This is a genomic window from Billgrantia ethanolica, assembly GCF_021404305.1.
GTDB classification, from domain to species: domain Bacteria; phylum Pseudomonadota; class Gammaproteobacteria; order Pseudomonadales; family Halomonadaceae; genus Halomonas; species Halomonas ethanolica.
Genome location: NZ_JABFTX010000002.1, coordinates 391523 through 408777, shown reverse-complemented (window position 1 = coordinate 408777; position 17255 = coordinate 391523). Strand labels below are relative to the sequence as shown.

The 17255-nt window shown below is 67.4% G+C and carries 15 protein-coding genes; 5 read left to right on the top strand and 10 right to left on the bottom strand.

The features are described 5' to 3' along the window. The first annotated feature begins 39 nt into the window (after positions 1-39). The 3 genes from HOP53_RS10705 to iadA all read left to right on the top strand — a co-directional run bounded on the left by HOP53_RS10705 (position 40) and on the right by iadA (position 3166). Positions 40-807 carry a transporter substrate-binding domain-containing protein gene (locus HOP53_RS10705; RefSeq protein ID WP_086508345.1) on the top strand — a complete coding sequence of 256 codons (768 nt, stop codon included), beginning with the start codon at positions 40-42 and terminating at the stop codon, positions 805-807. A 361-nt stretch (positions 808-1168) separates the two neighbouring features. Then, on the top strand, positions 1169-1954 hold the full coding sequence (locus HOP53_RS10700; RefSeq protein ID WP_086508344.1) for a transporter substrate-binding domain-containing protein: 786 nt from the start codon (positions 1169-1171) through the stop codon (positions 1952-1954). 63 nt (positions 1955-2017) lie between these two features. Beyond that, positions 2018-3166 (top strand): beta-aspartyl-peptidase, encoded by a 1149-nt coding sequence (gene iadA / locus HOP53_RS10695; protein ID WP_234270027.1) that lies wholly within the window; start codon positions 2018-2020, stop codon positions 3164-3166. On the opposite strand, the gene HOP53_RS10690 is transcribed toward iadA, so the two are convergent. Both HOP53_RS10690 and cadR read right to left on the bottom strand, forming a co-directional pair. Then, positions 3163-3780, bottom strand: a complete 618-nt coding sequence (locus tag HOP53_RS10690) for a C39 family peptidase (protein ID WP_234270026.1) — start codon at positions 3778-3780, stop codon at positions 3163-3165. The two genes, iadA and HOP53_RS10690, sit on opposite strands and share 4 nt — an antisense overlap. Before the next feature lie 13 nt (positions 3781-3793). Then, entirely contained in the window at positions 3794-4249 is a 456-nt protein-coding gene (gene cadR / locus HOP53_RS10685) for a Cd(II)/Pb(II)-responsive transcriptional regulator (protein ID WP_234270025.1), read from the bottom strand. 226 nt (positions 4250-4475) lie between these two features. Here cadR and HOP53_RS10680 point away from each other — a divergent pair, with 226 nt between their 5' ends. Together HOP53_RS10680 and HOP53_RS10675 are read left to right on the top strand one after the other, a co-directional pair. Beyond that, positions 4476-6734, top strand: a complete 2259-nt coding sequence (locus HOP53_RS10680) for a heavy metal translocating P-type ATPase (protein ID WP_234270024.1) — start codon at positions 4476-4478, stop codon at positions 6732-6734. 8 nt (positions 6735-6742) lie between these two features. Further along, positions 6743-7993 (top strand): NAD(P)/FAD-dependent oxidoreductase, encoded by a 1251-nt coding sequence (locus HOP53_RS10675; protein ID WP_234270023.1) that lies wholly within the window; start codon positions 6743-6745, stop codon positions 7991-7993. 15 nt (positions 7994-8008) lie between these two features. Here the strand turns inward: HOP53_RS10675 and HOP53_RS10670 are convergent, their stop codons facing one another. From HOP53_RS10670 to HOP53_RS10635, 8 genes are all read right to left on the bottom strand, one after another. After that, positions 8009-8728 carry a glutamine amidotransferase-related protein gene (locus HOP53_RS10670; protein ID WP_234270022.1) on the bottom strand — a complete coding sequence of 240 codons (720 nt, stop codon included), beginning with the start codon at positions 8726-8728 and terminating at the stop codon, positions 8009-8011. A 103-nt stretch (positions 8729-8831) separates the two neighbouring features. After that, positions 8832-10013: an iron-containing alcohol dehydrogenase gene (locus HOP53_RS10665; protein WP_234270021.1), complete on the bottom strand. Its 1182-nt coding sequence runs from the start codon at positions 10011-10013 to the stop codon at positions 8832-8834. Positions 10014-10032: 19 nt separating this feature from the next. Beyond that, on the bottom strand, positions 10033-11418 hold the full coding sequence (locus HOP53_RS10660) for an aldehyde dehydrogenase family protein (RefSeq protein WP_234270020.1): 1386 nt from the start codon (positions 11416-11418) through the stop codon (positions 10033-10035). Between the two features lie 164 nt (positions 11419-11582). Beyond that, positions 11583-12962, bottom strand: a complete 1380-nt coding sequence (locus HOP53_RS10655; protein WP_234270019.1) for a glutamine synthetase family protein — start codon at positions 12960-12962, stop codon at positions 11583-11585. 92 nt (positions 12963-13054) lie between these two features. Continuing rightward, positions 13055-14110 carry a TRAP transporter substrate-binding protein gene (locus HOP53_RS10650; RefSeq protein ID WP_103968584.1) on the bottom strand — a complete coding sequence of 352 codons (1056 nt, stop codon included), beginning with the start codon at positions 14108-14110 and terminating at the stop codon, positions 13055-13057. 77 nt (positions 14111-14187) lie between these two features. Beyond that, positions 14188-15510, bottom strand: a complete 1323-nt coding sequence (locus HOP53_RS10645; RefSeq protein ID WP_234270018.1) for a TRAP transporter large permease — start codon at positions 15508-15510, stop codon at positions 14188-14190. Beyond that, a complete protein-coding gene (locus HOP53_RS10640; RefSeq protein WP_234270017.1) occupies positions 15507-16055 on the bottom strand; it encodes a TRAP transporter small permease subunit in 549 nt (182 codons plus the stop codon). The genes HOP53_RS10645 and HOP53_RS10640 overlap by 4 nt, the downstream gene beginning before the upstream one ends. 212 nt (positions 16056-16267) lie before the next feature. Continuing rightward, the gene (locus tag HOP53_RS10635; protein WP_234270016.1) at positions 16268-17227 is read right to left on the bottom strand and encodes a LysR family transcriptional regulator; all 960 of its coding nucleotides are present in this window, start codon (positions 17225-17227) and stop codon (positions 16268-16270) included. Positions 17228-17255 lie beyond the last annotated feature (28 nt).

The following is a 17255-nucleotide window of genomic DNA, read 5'->3' as shown; positions in this document are numbered from 1 at the left end:
ACCGAAACGGTGCCGAACGAAAACAAAGGGAAACGAAACATGAAAAAACTGCTGACAGTATCCCTGCTGGGCGTGGCCCTCGCAGCCGGTACCGCCCAGGCCCGCGATTACGATCACGTGCGCTTCGGCGTCGACGTTCCCTACGAGCCGATGGAATACCGCACGCCGGACGGTGAGCTGACCGGCTTCGACATCGACCTGGGCAACGCCCTGTGTGCCGAGATGGGCATCACCTGCGAGTGGATCGAGCAGGAGTGGGACGGCATCATCCCCGGCCTGCTGGCGCGCAACTACGACGCCATCATGTCCTCGATGACCATCAACGACGAACGCCGCCAGACCCTGCTCTTCTCCGATCCCTACATCACCATCCCCGGTGCCTGGTTCGCCCCGGCCGGTAGCGATGTCGAAGAGATCAACGAAGAGACCCTGGCCGGCAAGAGCATTGGCGTGCAGCGCGGTACCACTTTCGACAGCTACGTCACCGACAACTACGGCCGCGTAGCCAACGTCAGCCGCTACTCCACCGCCGACGACATGGTGCTCGACCTTCAGGCCCAGCGTCTGGACCTCGTCTTCCTGGAGTTCATCGTCGGCCAGGCCACCCTGCTCGACAATCACAGCGGTGAGTTCGAGGTGGTAGGCGAGATGGTCACCGAGCCGGAAGAGTACTTCGGCGAAGGCTTCGGCATCGCCTTCCGTCCGCGTGACGAGGCTCTGGCCCAGCGCTTCAACGAGGCCCTGGCCACGCTGAAGGAAGACGGCACCTACGACGAGATCTACCAGCGCTATTTCGGCGAAGAGTAAATCGGCATCTTGCCCACCCGGCCTGTGGCCGGGTGGGCTTGACAAGCGCACCACCTTTGCGGAAAGTCGAACTGCAAGTCACGCAACGCCTCATCGGACACCGTCCCATGATCGATCGCTTCCCACAAACCATCTCTGAGGTCTACTGCTGTTTCTTCGACAGCTTCTACCTCAGCGAGTGGTTCGACGAATAAGCCCCCTTCCCGCGGCCTTCCCGGTCGCATCGGCACGCCCGTGCCATCGACACGTCCTTGCCTGAACGGCAACGCTCGTGTGCCTTGTCGCGCCTGAAGCGCGACGATCCTGCCGACTTCGGCAATTGAAACTCGTGAAAAACAACACCTTCCCAGGAGGAAGTCTCATGCGTGCTCTCAACATGATTCTGGCTGCCACTCTGGCGGCCGGCCTGACCGCTGGTACCGCTCAGGCCCGCGACTATTCCGAAATCCGTCTGGGTGTCGACATTCCCTACGAGCCCTTCATGTACCGTCAGCCGGACGGTGAACTGACCGGCTTCGAGATCGAGCTGGGCAACGCCGTATGCGAGTACCTGGAGGTCACCTGCACCTGGGTGGAGCAGGATTGGGACGGCATCATCCCCGGGCTCATGGCCCGCAACTACGATGCCATCATGTCGTCCATGGCGATCACCGAGGAGCGTGCCGAGCGCGTGCTGTTCTCCGAGCCCTACTACACCACCCCGAGCGCCTGGATCACCACGCGTGACCGCGACATCGACATCGAGGATCGCGACAGCCTCGCGGGGCTGGTGGTCGGTGTACAACGCGCCACGCTGCAGGACAACTACGTCAGCGAGCTCTACGGCGACCTGGTGGAGATCCGTCGCTACACCAGCGCCGACGACGTCGTGACCGACATGCGCGCCGGCCGTCTCGATCTCACCTTCATGGACTACCCGGTGGCCGAAAACACCATGGGTATCGACACCTCGGGTAGCCATTTCAAGCGCATCAGCGGCTTCATCAAGGAGCCCGAGCACATCTTCGGCAAGGGCGTGGGCGTGGCCTTCCGTCAGCGCGACGAGGCCTTGGCCGAGCGCTTCAACGAGGCGCTGGCCGCGCTCAAGGAAGACGGCACCTATGATGAGATCATGGAGCGCTACTTCAACTACGACATCAAGCTGTAACCCATAGCGTCATTCTCCGCGAACGCCGGCAGCAGCCGGCGTTCGCCTTCACGAGGAGCCGGAATGCTGACCCTGCTGAAGAATGCCCAGCTGCATGCGCCACGCCACCTGGGGCTGTGCCATCTGCTGATCGCCGACACCCGCATCGCCGCCGTGGTGCCGGCCGACCAGCCCCTGCCCGCTGCCGGCCCCGCCATCGATGAGATCGACCTCAAGGGTCGCCGGGTCATCCCCGGTCTGGTCGACCCGCTGGTGCATTTCATCGGCGGCGGCGGCGAGGGCGGCTTCGGTACGCGCACCGCCGAGCTGACCCTCGACGACGCTCTGGCCTCGGGAGTCACCACCCTGATCGGCGCGCTGGGCACCGACGCCCTGACCCGCACGCCGGCCAACCTGCTGGGCAAGGCCCGCGAGCTGGCCGCCGGCGGTCTCACCACCTACTGCTATACCGGCTCCTATCAGTTGCCGCCGGTAACGCTGACCGGCTCGGTAGGCAGCGACATCCTGTTCATTCCCGAATTCATCGGCGTGGGCGAAGTGGCGATCAGCGATCACCGCGGCTCACAGCCCACCGCCTTCGAGCTGGCGCGCCTGGCCTCCGAAGCCCGCACCGCCGGCATGCTGGCGGGCAAGTCGGGCATCGTCTTCATCCATACCGGCGATGCCCCCACCCATCTGGAGCCGCTGCGCGAGGCAGCCCGGGGCAGCGCCATTCCGCTCGCGCAGTTCCTGCCCACCCACATCAACCGCACCCCGGCGCTGTTCGAGGACGGCCTGCGCTTCGCCCGTGAGGGCGGCCGCATCGACTTCACCACCAGCACCACCGCGGAGCTGCTGGCCGGTGGCGAAGTGCCCGCCGCCGAGGCCGTGGCCCGCGCTCTGGAGGCCCGCGTCGAGCCGTCACGCATCACGCTCTCCTCCGATGCCAATGCCTCGCTGCCGCGCTTCGACGCCGAACGCCGCTTCGTCGGGCTCGAACCCGGCCGCCTCGCCAGCCTGTTCGAAGTCGTCGGCGAGTGCATCGAGAAGCACGGCGTCCCGCTGGAACATGCCATCGGCACCGCCAGCACCCACGCCGCCGACGCCCTCAAGCTCACCGCCAAGGGGCGCCTCGAGCCCGGCCGTGACGCCGATCTGCTGGTACTGAGCGATGGTGAATGGGCCATCGACGAGGTATGGGCCTTGGGCCGACAGGTGTATCGACGCGGCTAGCCGCGCCGTATCAGGATGCCGCGCCCGGCGAAGAAGCGCTCGAACACCGAAGGCGCGAGGCGGGCGTCCGCCTGATTCGCTCCGGGCAGCCCGGAAGGGTTGTGAAAGCGCAGGCGCCCGCTCTCGTCGCGCCCGAAGAGATAAACCAGATGCCCGCCCCGCTGCGGCGGGTCCTGCTCGGGCGTGCGAATCGAAGGGTGCACCGAGGCGATGACGCGATGCCCCTCGTCCAACCATTCGGCAATCCGCACGGCCTCGACGTGCTCCACGATGTCGGCCTCTAGCGCGTGACGCTCCCTCAGCAGTTGCACCAGAGGCCGATAGTAGAGGCCCTTGATACCGGCCTCCGAAACCACATAGCCGCCGACTTCCCGGCACCTTTCGAGCAGCTCGAACAGGGTCGCCCGCTCGCCGCGCAACTCCTCGAGCAGCATCTTGGTGCAGGCCATGCCGCAGATATGCGAGGCCCAGCGCGCGTACGCCTCGGCGCTGGGTGCACCGGACTCGACCCAGCGGGGATCGTCGGCGGCGTGCAGGCGTCCGGCGAGCAGATCGGGAATACGCTCACTGGAAACCCATTGAGAGTAATAGGCAGGAACGTCCCTGTTCGACATCGGTGTCTCTCGATCAATGGCCCTTGTGAGGACCCGGCACGTGGCTTGGCTCCCGCGGCTCCACGAGCCGTTCCGCCACCGGCTGGGCCAGTTCCTGGAGAATACCGCAGTGGCTGGAGTCGGTCTCGCCGTTGCAGCGCGAGCGCAGGGTGACGAGGGCCTGGCGCAATGCCTGAAGCTGCTCGATACGCGCCTCGACGTGGGCCAGGTGGTCGTCGATCAAGCCGTTCACCACGTTGCAGGGCTGACGCGGCCGGTCGTGATAATCGAGCAGGGTACGGATCTCCTCCAGCGTCATGTCCAGCGTGCGGCAGTGACGGATGAAGCGCAGCCGCTCGGCATGGGGCTCCGCATAGAGGCGATAGTTGCCGCTGGAGCGGGCAGGCTCGGGCAGCAGCCCCTCGCGCTCGTAGTAGCGGATGGTTTCCACCGCGCAGCCGGTGCGGGTGGCCAGCTCACCGATTTTCATGTGGGGCCTCGCATGGACTTGGGGAACGCTCTAGAAATTGGCGAGCAAGATGAAGCGCAAGGCGCCCGCAGCGCAGTAACCGGAGCCTATGCGGTATAGGTGAGGATTACGAGCAGCGCGTAACGCAGCGATTCGCTTGCGCAGCCATTTATAGCGCGTTTCCAGCTTGACTCTATAGTGGCTACAGGGTGTCTCATCAGCCTATACGATGACACGGAGTCCTGCCATGACCGAACGCACCTGCTGCTCGAGCTGCACCGCGCCTGCCGCGCCCGCCGCACGGAAGCGCGACCGGCTGCCGCCCGGCACGCAGTCGCTGCGCCTGCATATCGAGGCGATGGACTGCCCCACCGAAGAGGCGCTGCTGCGCCGGGCGCTGGGCGACACGCCAGGCATCGAGCGGCTCGACTTCGATCTGGTCAACCGCGTGCTGACGGTGCACCACCGCAACGCGGTGGAGGAGGCGATCGAGCGCCGCATCGCCTCCACCGGCATGAGCGCACGGCGCCACGATCCGGCCCAGCGTACCCCCGCGGCGAGCAGTACGGAGAACTGGTGGAAGCTGGGCGCCGCCGCACTGCTGGCACTGGCCGCCGAAGCCAGCGACTGGCTGGCACTGGCCGAGCCGTGGCTGGCCGCCGCGCTGGCGCTGACGGCCATCGCCCTGGTCGGCCTGCCGACCTGGAAGAAGGGCTTCATCGCCCTGCGCCACCGCACGCTGAACATCAATGCGCTGATGAGCGTGGCGGTGACCGGCGCGCTGCTGATCGGCCAATGGGCCGAGGCGGCCATGGTGCTGGTGCTGTTCACCCTGGCCGAGCGCATCGAGGCGCGTTCGCTGGGTCGCGCGCGCAACGCCATCCGCGAGCTGCTCTCGCTGGCGCCGGAAAGCGCCAGCGTGCGCCAGGCCGATGGCGCCTTTCGCAGCATGCCGGCCAGCGAAGTCGCCATCGGCAGCCTGGTGCGGGTGCGGGCAGGCGAGCGCCTGGCGCTGGACGGCAGCGTGGCCGAGGGCCATCCGGCGCTGGACGAATCGCCCATCACCGGCGAGAGCCTGCCGGTGGACAAGGCCCCCGGCGCGGCCGTGTTCGCCGGCAGCGTCAACCAGGGCAGCGAATTCCTCTACCGCACCACCCGAGCGGCAAGCGACACCACCCTGGCACGCATCATCCATACCGTGGAGCAGGCCCAGGCCAGTCGCGCGCCCACCCAGCGCTTCATCGACCGCTTCGCCGCCGTCTACACGCCGGTGGTATTCGGCATCGCCCTGCTGGTAGGGCTCACCTGGCCATGGCTGTTCGGCGTCAGCTGGCTGGAGGGCATCTACCGCGCCCTGGTACTGCTGGTGATCGCCTGCCCCTGTGCGCTGGTGATCTCCACCCCGGTCACCGTGGTCAGCGGGCTGGCCGCCGCCGCCCGTGCGGGCATTCTGATCAAGGGCGGCAACGTGCTCGAACAGGGCCATCGCCTGGTCACCCTCGCCTTCGACAAGACCGGTACCCTGACCCAGGGGCGCCCCTCGCAGCGGACCTGGCATCCCCTCGACAGCACGCTGGACGCGGCCGGCCGCGAGCGCCTGCGCGCCCTGGCGGCGGGGCTCGCCGGGCGCTCGTCGCACCCGGTGTCGGCAGCGCTGGCGCGCGCTGCCGAGGCCAATGGCGTCGACCCACTGGAAGTGAGCGAGGTGCGCGAGCTGCCCGGCCGCGGCGTGGTGGCAAGTCATGCCGGTCGCACGCTGTGGCTCGGCAACCGGCGGCTGATGCAGCAGTTCGCACCGTTGGACGCGACCCTCGACGCCCACCTGGCCGAGCACGAGGCGCGCGGCGAGACGCTGGTGATCCTGGGGGAAGAGGCTCGCCCGCTGGCGCTGTTCGCCGTCGGCGACCCGCTGCGCGAAGAGAGCCGCGAGGCCATCGAGGCGCTGCACCGGCTGGGCGTGACCACGCTGATGCTCAGCGGCGATACCCCGGCCAGCGTGGCCGCGGTGGCGGCCCAGGCCGGCATCGACGAGGCCCACGGTGCCCTGCTGCCGGAGGACAAGCTGGCGATGATCGAGGCGCGTGCTCAGCACGGTCCGGTGGGCATGGTGGGCGACGGCATCAACGACGCCCCAGCGCTGGCCCGCGCCGACATCGGCTTCGCCATGGGCGCGCTGGGCAGCGACGCCGCCATCGAGACCGCCGACGTGGCGCTGATGGACGACGACCCGCGCCGCCTGGCCGATTTCCTGCGCCTCTCGCGTGGTACGCGCCGGGTGCTGATGCAGAACATCGCCATCGCCCTTGGCCTCAAGGCGGTGTTCATGGCGCTCGCCTTCACCGGCCACGCCACCCTGTGGATGGCGGTGTTCGCCGACATGGGCGCCAGCCTGATCGTGGTGGCCAACGGCCTGCGCCTGCTGCGCCATGGCAGGCGGCCAGGCGTTGAAAAGCCGCGGTGCGATCTCGGGCATGATAGGGCCTTCGTGGAAAACAGGGTGCAGTAAGGGCTGCCATGAGGGAGACACCACAACACGCCGAGGTGCTGGTCGTCGGCGCCGGTATCGTCGGCCTGGCCTGCGCCTGGCACCTGCAGCGGCGAGGCTTCGAGGTCACCCTGCTGGACCCCGAGCCGCCGGGCTCTGCCGCCTCCTCGGGCAACGCCGGCGTGCTGGCCAACTACGCCATCGAGCCCTTGGCCCAGCCCGCCATCTGGCGGCAGGCGCCGGGGCTGCTGCTGTCGCCGCACTCGCCCTTCCACCTGCGCTGGCAGCACCTGCCCGGGCTCGCCCCGTGGCTGTGGCGCTTCATGCGGCGCGCCAATCGTCGCAGTGCCGCCCAGGCGACCCAGACTCTGAGCGAATTGCTGTCACCGGCGGTCGACGACTGGCGCCACATCCTCGATGACCTGGAAGAGAGCGGCAGCCTCGTGCAGCAGCGTGGCAGCCTGTGCTTCTATCTCAGCGCCAGGGGCTGGCGCGAGGCCCAGGCCGAGCTCGCCGAGCGCGAGCGCTTCGACGTCAATCAGCAACGCCTCGACGCCAAGGCACTGGCGGAGCTGGAACCGGCCCTCGAAGGCCTGGCCCAGGGCGGCATCCTGTTTCCCGAGGCCTGCCACGTCAACGACCCGCTTACGCTGGCCCGGCGGCTGGCCGAGCGCGTGCAAGGCCGCGGCGCCGCGCTGGTGCCTGCCAGGGTCCAGGGGCTTGCCCGCAACAAGGGCGGCGTGCGTATCGCTACCGACCAGGGGGCCTGGCAGGCTGAAAAGGTGCTGATCGCCGCGGGCACCTGGTCGCGACCGCTGGCGCTGGCCTGCGGCGACCGCATTCCACTGATCTCCGAGCGTGGCTATCACCTGGAGTTTCCCGCCGCCAGCGAGCTGGTCAGTCGCCCCTGCAGCCCCGGGGAGTACGCCTTCTACTTCACGCCGATGCAGGGTCGACTGCGTATCGCCGGCACCGTAGAGCTGGGTCACAACGACGACCCGATCAATCCCCGGCGGCTCGACTACATTCGCCGTCACGCCGAGAGCCTGTTCGGCTCTCTCGGCGAGCCGAGCCACACCTGGCTGGGCCTGCGCCCCTCGCTGCCCGACTCGCTGCCGGTGATCGGCCCCGCGTCGGCCCTGCCCGGCGTGAGCTATGCCTTCGGCCACGGGCACCTGGGGTTGACCCTGGCCGCCACCACCGGACGCCTGCTGGCCGAGAGCCTGGCGGGCGAAGCGCCCGGCTGGTTGACCGCCTGCGGCGCCGGTCGTTTCCGCTGAATCGGGGCCTCGAACTCAAGCGCGTGCCGCTATCGCACGCCGCAGGAAATTGAGAATCCAGCGCGCCATCAGGGTGTCGTCGACCGGGGCGGCCAATGACGTTTCTCCCTCGCTCACCCGCTCGTCGCCCACCAGTTCCCGACGCAGCGCCATCAGGTCGCGGGAGTAGGCCTTGGTGAATTCCGGATGGCCCTGCACGCCGAGGAAGTGCTCGCCGATCTGCATCAGGTAGTGGGGGCAGAAGTCGCTGCCGCCCACGATGGTGGCCTCGGGGGGCAGGACCTCGACCTGGTCCTGGTGGCTGACCAGCAGATCGATGCCCGGCTGCCACGGCTCCATCCATGCCGCCCGTGCCGTGACACGGTTGAACGACATGCCCACGCCCCAACCGCGCTCGCTCTTGACCACCTCGCCGCCCAGCGCCTTGGCCATCAGCTGATGGCCGAAGCAGATGCCCACCAGCGGCTTGCCGGCCCGCCACAGCTCGCGCACGAAGTCGCACAGCTGGTCGACCCAGGCCAGCCCGTCGTTGACGCCATGCTTGGAACCGGTGGTCATCCAGGCATCGACGGCGTCGATGTCGTCGGGGATCTCGCCGTCCAGGCAGCGCCAGACGCGAAATTCGAGCGTCGGGTCGACCCGTTGGAACAGGGCCGCGAACATCTCCGGATAGTTGCCGTGGGCCTCGCGCAGCTCCGGCGCCACGTCATCGCACTGCAGTAGCCCGATACGCATCGATCACTCTCCTGTCATGTCACCGTCCCTGGCGTCCCGGCCTGCGGCCGCGCACTGCCAGACGAATCTCCTGGGCTTCGCCCGCAGGCGTTCAGGACGCAGCCTACAGGCGGCCCTCCACGGCGGCAACGAAGATGCCGCGATACTCGTCGGCATCGAAGGCGACCGGGTTGGTACCCGACGAGGGGTCCGCCACCGCCATGCGCCCGACCTTGTCGGCCTGACGAGTATCGATGCCGAGCTCCGCCAGGCTGTGCGGAATGCCGAGCCGCTCGCGCAGGCCGAGCACCCACTCGATCACCGCCGCCGTACCCGGCTGATCTAGGTTGAGATAGCGCCCCAGGCGCACCATGGGCTCGCCGATGGCACGCTCGTTGGCGCGCAGCACGTAGGGCATCAGCACCGCGTTCAAGGTGCCATGGTGAGCGTCGTAGAGCGCGCCGAGCGGGTGCGCCAGGGCGTGCATGGCGCCCAGGCCGCGCTGGAAGGCGGTGGCGCCCATGCTCGAGGCGACCAGCATGTTCATGCGCGCTTCGAGGTCCGCGCCGTCGCTGTAGGCGCGCTGCAGGTAGAGGTCGATACGACGCATGCCCTCCACCGCGATGCCCTCGGCCATGGGGTGGTAGAGCGGCGAGCACCACGCCTCCATGCAGTGCGACAGCGCATCCATGCCGGTAGCGGCGGTGACCGTCGGCGGCAGCCCCACAGTGAGCTCGGGGTCGAGGATCACCGTGGCCGGTACCATGCCGGGGTGGAAGATGATGCGCTTGACGTGCTCCGCCTCGTCGGTGATCACCGAGGCGCGCCCCACCTCGGAGCCGGTGCCGGCAGTAGTGGGCACGGCGACGACGGGGGCAATGGCCCGGGCGTCGGCGTTCTTCCAGTTGTCGCCGATGTCTTCCAGCGACCACAGCGACAGCCCCTCGCGCTGATTGGCCATCAGCGCCACCGCCTTGGCAGCATCGAGCCCTGAGCCGCCGCCGAAGGCGATCACGCCGTCGTGGCTGCCGCCGCGGAAGGCGGCGATGCCGTCGAGCACGTTGCGCCCGGTGGGGTTGCCCTTGATCTGGCTGAACACGGCGGTGCGCAGGCCGGCATCCTGGCACGCCTGCACGCAGGCCTGCACCATCGGCAGCGCCGCCAGGCCGGGGTCGGTGACCAGCAGCGGCGCGCCCATGCCCAGAGCCTTGCAGGCTTCAGGCAGGTCGCGAATCCGCCCCGCTCCGGTCAGGATGTTCGAGGGGTAGTTCCAGCCCATGGTGTAATGATTCATGTCGTAGCTCATGGCGCTCTCCTGGGCCGGCTCAGGCGTGTTTGAGGTGGAACGACTTGGGGCGGGTCAGCGTCTCGTAGCCGACACGGGACAGCGAACAGCCGCGCCCCGACTGCTTGACACCGGTCCAGGCCAGCTCCGGATCGAGATAATCGCAGCGATTGGTAAACACGGTGCCAGCTTCCAGGCGCCGAGCGATGGCCTCGCCTGTCGCCAGGTCGCGGGTATAGACCGCCGCGGTGAGGCCGAAGTCGCTGTCGTTCATCAGCCGCACGGCCTCGTCGTCGTCCGCCACCGGCATGATGCCGACCACCGGGCCGAAGCTCTCCTCGTGCATCACCCGCATCGAATGATCGACCTCGGTCAGCACCTGCGGCGCCAGGTAGGCGCTGCCCGGCCGCGACAACGGATAGTCGCCGGGGTCGATCCAGGCCCTGGCGCCGGCGGCCACCGCCTCCTCGATCTGGCCGCGCACGAAGTCCGCCGCCGACGGGCGCACCAGCGGCCCCAAGGTGGTCGCGGGGTCGGTGGGATTGCCGAGCTTGAGCTGGCGCACCCAGGCTACCGCGCGCTCGACGAAGTCGTCGAAGATCGACTCGTGAACGTAGATGCGCTCGATGCCGCAGCAGCTCTGGCCCGAGTTGAAGAAGGCGCCATCCATCACCCCGGGCACCGCCTCGTCCAGATTGACGTCGGCACGGATGTAGGCCGGGTCCTTGCCGCCCAGCTCCAGGCCAGTGGCGATGAAGCGCCCGGCGGCGTTGCGCTCGACCATCGCCCCGCCGGCCACCGAGCCGGTGAAGGAGACGTGGGCGATACGGGCGTCGCGTACCACGGCCTCGGCGGCATCGTGGGAAAGGTGCAGGTGCTGAAACACGCCCTCGGGCAGCCCGACCTCGTCGAAGGCCTGCTGGAAGCGCTCGGCGCACAGCGGAGTCTGGGCGGAGTGCTTGAGGATCACCGCATTGCCGGCCATGATCGCCGGCACCACGGCGTTTACCGCGGTCATGAAAGGGAAGTTCCAGGGGGCGACGATGAACGATACGCCCAGCGGTTCGCGGGTGATGTAGCGGGTGAAACCCGGCTTGTCGGCCAGGCGAATCGGCGCCAGGGCCGCCTCGGCCATGGCGATCATGGTGCGCGCCCGGTCTTCGAAGCCGCCGATCTCGCCGCCGGCCACGGCGATCGGACGGCCCATCTGCCAGGTCAGCTCCAGTGCCAGCTCGTCGCGCCGGGCGACGAAGGCATCGACCATCCTCGAACACAGCCGCGCGCGCTCGGCCAGGCTCGTCTCGCGCCAGGTTCGCTGCGCCGTCACCGCCCTTTCCAGCGCCGCCTCGACCCGCGCCGGGTCGGCCAGCTCCCGCTCGACGTAGACGGAGCCGTCGACCGGAGAAATCGTTTTCTGTATGGCCACTTGGCGTTCTCCTGCTAATTCATTGCCTCAAGTACAAGGTGAGCGCTGAGCGAGCGGTTCGCAGGCAAGGCGGAGCGAAAAGGAGCGAGCGGAGTTGACTGTAGTCAATGAGCATCGCGAGTTTTCGCTCCAACACAGCCTGCGGATCGCGCAGCCAGTGCGGATCAAATAATCTCGAAGTAGCGATCGAGCTCCCAATCGGTGATGTGCCTGCGGAACTGGCGCTCCTCCCATTCCCGGGTGGCCGCGAAGTGCTCGACGAAGGCGTCGCCGAACAGGCTGCGCGCCGCGTCGGAAGCTTTCAACCGCTGGGCGGCCTCCCACAGCGTGCGTGCCAGTGCCTGGTGCTCGGGGTGGGCCAGCTCGTAGGCATTGCCGGTCACCATCTCGTCGGGCTCGAGCTGGTGCTCGATGCCGTAGAGACCCGAGCCGATCGCCGCGGCCAGCGCCAGGTAGGGGTTGGCGTCGGCGCTGCCCAGGCGGTACTCGACCCGCTGCGACTTGGCGCTGCCGGGAATCACCCGCAGCGCGGTGGTGCGATTCTCCACCCCCCAGGTGGCATCGGTGGGCGCCCAGAAGCCGGGAATCAGGCGGGTGTAGCTGTTCACCGTGGGGGCGAACATGGCCAGGAACTCCGGCATCAGCTGTTGCTGGCCGGCGACGAAGTGACGCTGGATGTCGCTCATGCCGTGAGGCTTGTCGACATCGAAGAAGGCCGACTCGCCGCTGTCGGCACGATTCAGCGAGAGGTGGATATGGCCGCTCTGGCCGGGGTAGTCCGGCGACCACTTGGCCATGAAGGTGGCCATCAGCCCGCGGCGCTGCGCCCACACCTTGGTGAAGGTCTTGAACAGCGCGCCCTTGTCGCCGGCGGCCAGCGCTTCGTCGACGCGGATCGCCGCCTCCAGCACGCCGGGGCCGGTCTCGGTGTGTAGCCCCTCGATGGGGAAGTCCATCGACTCGGCCATGGCCAGCAGCTCGTGGTAGAGCTCGCCGTGCACCGAGCTTCGCAGCATCGAGTAGCCCATCATGTCCGGCGTGAAGGGCTTGAGGTTGCGAAAGCCTTTCTCGCGCACCGACTCCGGGGTTTCCTGGAACAGGAAGAACTCGTACTCCAGCGCCCCGCAGGCGGTGAAGCCCATCGCCTCGGCCTTGGCCAGAACGCGGCGCAGCAGCCCGCGCGGGCAGATCTCCCCGGCCGGGCCGGTGAACTCGGCCAGGAACAGCAGCATGTCGCCCTCGCAGGGCAGCTCGCGGCAGCTCTCCGGAATCAGCCGCAGCGCGGCATCCGGATAGCCGGTATGCCAGCCGGTGAACTTCACGTTGTCGTAGAGTTCGTCCTTGCTGTCCCAGCCCAGCACCACATCGCAGAAGGCGAAGCCCTCGCTCAGGGCGTGGAAGAACTTGTCGCGGCGCATGTACTTGCCGACCATCACGCCGTCGATGTCGAACATGCCCACCTTGACGTGACTCAGCCCGCGCTGCTCGACGATACGCCGGGCGTCGTCGGCGTTTCTTACGTCTCTTGCCTGGAGTCGGCTCATCTTGGCTTCCTCACGCCTCTTGTCGTTGTCGTTATCGCTCGTTGCTTCGGCACTTCAGCTAGGGCGGGCACCAGGGCGCCCGCCCCTTACCCTCAACCATAGCGGTAAGGTGGGCCCGCCTGCTGCATGGTCTGACGATAGTCCTTGAGGATCTGCACCACCCGGGCGCTGCGCTCGCTCTCGGCGGCGATCTCGTCCCAGAAGGCCAGCGCCTCGTCCTCCAGCTGCTGCCACTCCGACTCCGGTATCGAGGTCAGCTCCAGCTTGCCGCCGGTGGTGCGGTAGTGGGCCTCGCCCCACCAGTACCAGTGCTGGCGATAGTAGTGGGAGCTGTCCATGCACAGCTTGAACAGCACCTGCAGGTGTTCGGGCACCTCGTTCCAGCGGTCGGTATTGGCGAAGTAGGAGCCGGCCCAGGCGCCGGAGATGTTGTTGGTCAGGTAGTAGTTGCTGACGTCGGCCCAGCCCACGGTGTAGGCCTCGGTGATGCCGGCCCAGGCGATGCCGTCGAGTTCGCGGGTCTGCATGGCGACCTCGATGTCCTCCCACGGCAGAGTCACCGGCACCACGCCGAAGCGGCTGAGGAAGCGCCCCGCGGTAGGGAAGGTGAACACGCGCTTGCCGCGCAGGTCCTCGAGGCTCCTGATCGGGTCGCGGGTGACGAAGTTGCACGGGTCCCAGGCGCCGGAGCCGAGCCAGGTGACGCCATCGATCTCGCCGTAGGCCTCCTCCCAGATCTCCTTGAGCCCGTAGTGGTGGAACAGCGCCGGCACGTCCAGGCTGTAGCGCGAGGCGAAGGGGAAGTAGCCGCCGAACACCGAGACGTCCACCGGGGCGTTGATCGAGTCGTCGTCGCTCTGCACGGCGTCGATGGTGCCGCGCTGCATGGCGCGGAACAGCTCGCCGGTGGGTACCAGCTGGTCGGCGTAGTAGAGCTCGATCTCCATCTCGCCGTTGGCGGCCTTGTTGAAGGCGTCGATGGAGGGCTTGATGACGTGGGCGGCCAGCGCCGGCCCGGCGTAGGTCTGCAGGCGCCAGCGGATCGGTCGGCGCTGGGCATGCACGTAGGGCGCCGCAAGGGTCGTGGCCCCCACGGTGGCGGCGGTGGCCAGGCCCGCCTTCTTGAGGAAATCGCGACGGTTGGTCATTGCTCTTCTCCTGCTTCTTTTGCTTGTTGTCGGAAGAAACGCGCTGCTCGTGGGTCGTACCGGGGTCACCTCCTGGGTCAGTAGCCGCGATAAAGATGCGGCAGCCACAGCGCCAGCTGCGGGAAGATGGTGATCAGCGCCAGCCCGATCAGCATGATGCCGACGAAGGGCCAGACGCTGCGGTAGATATCGCCCAGCGACACCTCCGGCGGCGCCATGGCGCGCATGAGAAACAGGTTGTAGCCGAACGGCGGGGTCATGTAGGCGATCTGCACGGTGATGGTGTAGAGCACGCCGTACCAGATCGGGTCGAAGCCCAGGCTGATCACCAGCGGCACGTAGAGGGGTGCCACGATCACCAGCATGGCGGTGTCGTCGAGGAACATGCCGAGCAGGATGTAGGAGAGCTGCATCATCACGAGAATCTGCCACGGGCTCATGCCGATGCGGTCGAGGAACACGTTCTCGATGGCGCGCACTGCGCCGAGGCCGTCGAACACCGCGCCGAAACAGAGCGCCGCCAGGATGATCCACATGAACATGCAGCTGATGCCGAGCGTCTTGTGCACGGTGCTCTCGATCACCTTCCAGGTCAGGCGTCGCTTGAACAGCGCCGCCAGGGTCGCGGCCAGGGCCCCCACCGCTGAGCTCTCCACCAGGCTGGTCACCCCCATCAGGAACAGCCCGGTCATGAAGAAGAAGATCATCAGTGGCAGCAGGCCGGCGCGTAGCAGCTTGAGCTTTTCGGCCAGGCTCATCTGGCGTTCCTCGGCGGGCAGTGCCGGGCCGAGGTGCGGCTGCAGGCGGCAGCGAATGACGATATAGAGCACGAACAGGCCGGCCAGGATCAGTCCTGGGATGGCCCCGGCCAGCCACAGCTGGCTGACCGGCTGGCGCGCGATCATGCCGTAGAGCACCAGCACCACGCTGGGCGGCACCAGGATGCCGAGCGAGCTGCCGGCCTGGATCACCCCGGTGACCATCACCTTGTCGTAGCCGCGACGCAGCAGCTCCGGCAGTGCGATGGTGGCGCCGATGGCCATGCCCGCCACGCTCAGCCCGTTCATCGCCGAGACCACCACCATCAGGCCGATGGTGCCCACCGCCAGGCCGCCCTTGAGCGAGCCCATCCAGACGTGGAACATCTCGTAGAGTTCGCCGGCGATACCCGATTCTGAGAGCATGTAGCCCATGTAGATGAACAGCGGCAGGGTCAGCAGCGGGTACCAGTTCATCAGCTGAATGGCGGCGCTGAACGGCATCTCCACCCCACCCTGGCCCCACAGCAACAGCGCCGCGGTGGCGCCGACGAAACCGATCACGCCGAACACCCGCTGCCCGGTGAGCAGCAGCAGCATCATGGTGGAGAACATCAGCAGGGCGATCATCTGGTAGCTCATTCGCCCGCCCCCTTATCCACGACACCATGCGTTCGCTCCAGGGGAACGCCGCGCGCACGGGCGATATCCTTGAACAGCGTCGAGAAGCTCTGCAGCAGCATGAGGAACACGCCGAAGGTCATCACGATCTTGATCGGCGCCAGCCGCGGGGCCCAGGCGCTATAGCTCTTCTCGCCGTAGCGCAGGGCGTATTCGGTACTGGAGATACCCCCGAACAGCAGCGCGGCGAGGAATACGATCAGCAGCAGGATGGTGAAGGCATCGACCCAGGCTCGGGTGCGGTCGGACCAGCGCGAGTAGAACAGGTCCATGCGCACGTGGGAGCCCATCTGCATGGCGTAAGCGCCGCCCAGCAGGTAGTAGGAGGACATCAGGAACTGCGAGACCTCGATGCTCCAGATCAGCGGGCTGTTGAAGGCGGTACGTGCCACTGAGGCGTAGAGCAGCACGCCGATCATCACGAAGATCATGAACATGACGATGCGTCCCACCACCCGGTTGAACGCATCCACCCAGCGCACGTAGAGGATTATTGTTCTTGGCATCGTCCGGCACCGATCCTGGTTTCATCCCGTCTCGATGCAGTCTTTGCGCATGTAACGCAACGGCGCAAAGAGCATCGGCAATCGGGACGACGGCACTATGGGCAAAATCGATAGTGCCCCGTCAGGCGGCGTGCGCAACGCCCGATGCACTCGCTCGGCGCAAGAGAGTGACGGAAAAGCGCAGCTAGAGGGTGAGAAAACCCTAGGAAGTCTCAGGGCTGGACGGATACCTCGGCCGCCAGCCACGGCAGCACCCGCTCCAACTGGGCGCGAAAGCGCTGTTCCAGCAAACGACGGCTGTCTCGGGCCAGCAGCGCCGGCAGCTCACCCAGTTCGTCGCGCCGCGCCACCAGGGTCAGCTCCCGGGTCAGCGCTGCCAGCGGCAGCGGCGCCACGGTGACCTGCAGGCTGTCGAGTCCGGCCTGATAGAGGCATAGCGGCGTGGTGATGGTCCAGCCGGCGCCGGCACTGACCAGGCGCAGCACGGCGAAGGTGTTGTCGAGATGCAGCCGGGCCGGCAGTTCCAGTTGGTTCAGGCGCAGATGACGCTCGATGGCCTGACCGATCAGCGACTGTGGCGTGTAGCGCACGAAATCCAGGTGGCGGGCCAGCCAGCGCAGGTTGTCCAGCGGACCGTTCCAACTGAGCGGCACCACCAGCACGAAGGGCTCGCGCAGCAGGGCGTGGCGCTCCAGGCCGTCGTAGTTCTCCAGGCGGTCATCGGAAATGATGATATCCACGTGACGCGTGAGCAGGGAGTGGCCGTGCATGTGCGACAGCCCCGTGGTCAGGGTATAGTCGCGGGTGTAGCGCCGGATCAGCTCGATCAGGGGCTGGCCCACGGCGGTGGCCAGCGAATCGACCAGCGCCAGACGCACCTGATGCAGCTGACCGAAGCCACCGCTGACCAGTTCGCGCCGCGTGCTGCGCGCCTCGTCGAGCAGGCGCTTGGCGCGGTCGTAGAAGAAGCGCCCTGCGCTAGTCGGCTCGAGGGGGCGGGTGTGGCGCTTGAACAGCGACACGCCCATGCTCTCCTCCAGATTGGCCAGACTCTGCGACACCGAGGACTGCTTGAGCCCCAGCCGCCGAGCCGCCGCACTCTGGCTGCCCTGCTCCAGGGTCTCGACGAAGATCTCCATGCTGCGAAGATCGAAACCGAAGCCGCTGCGCATTGCCGTGATTCTCCGTGCACTGCCCTGT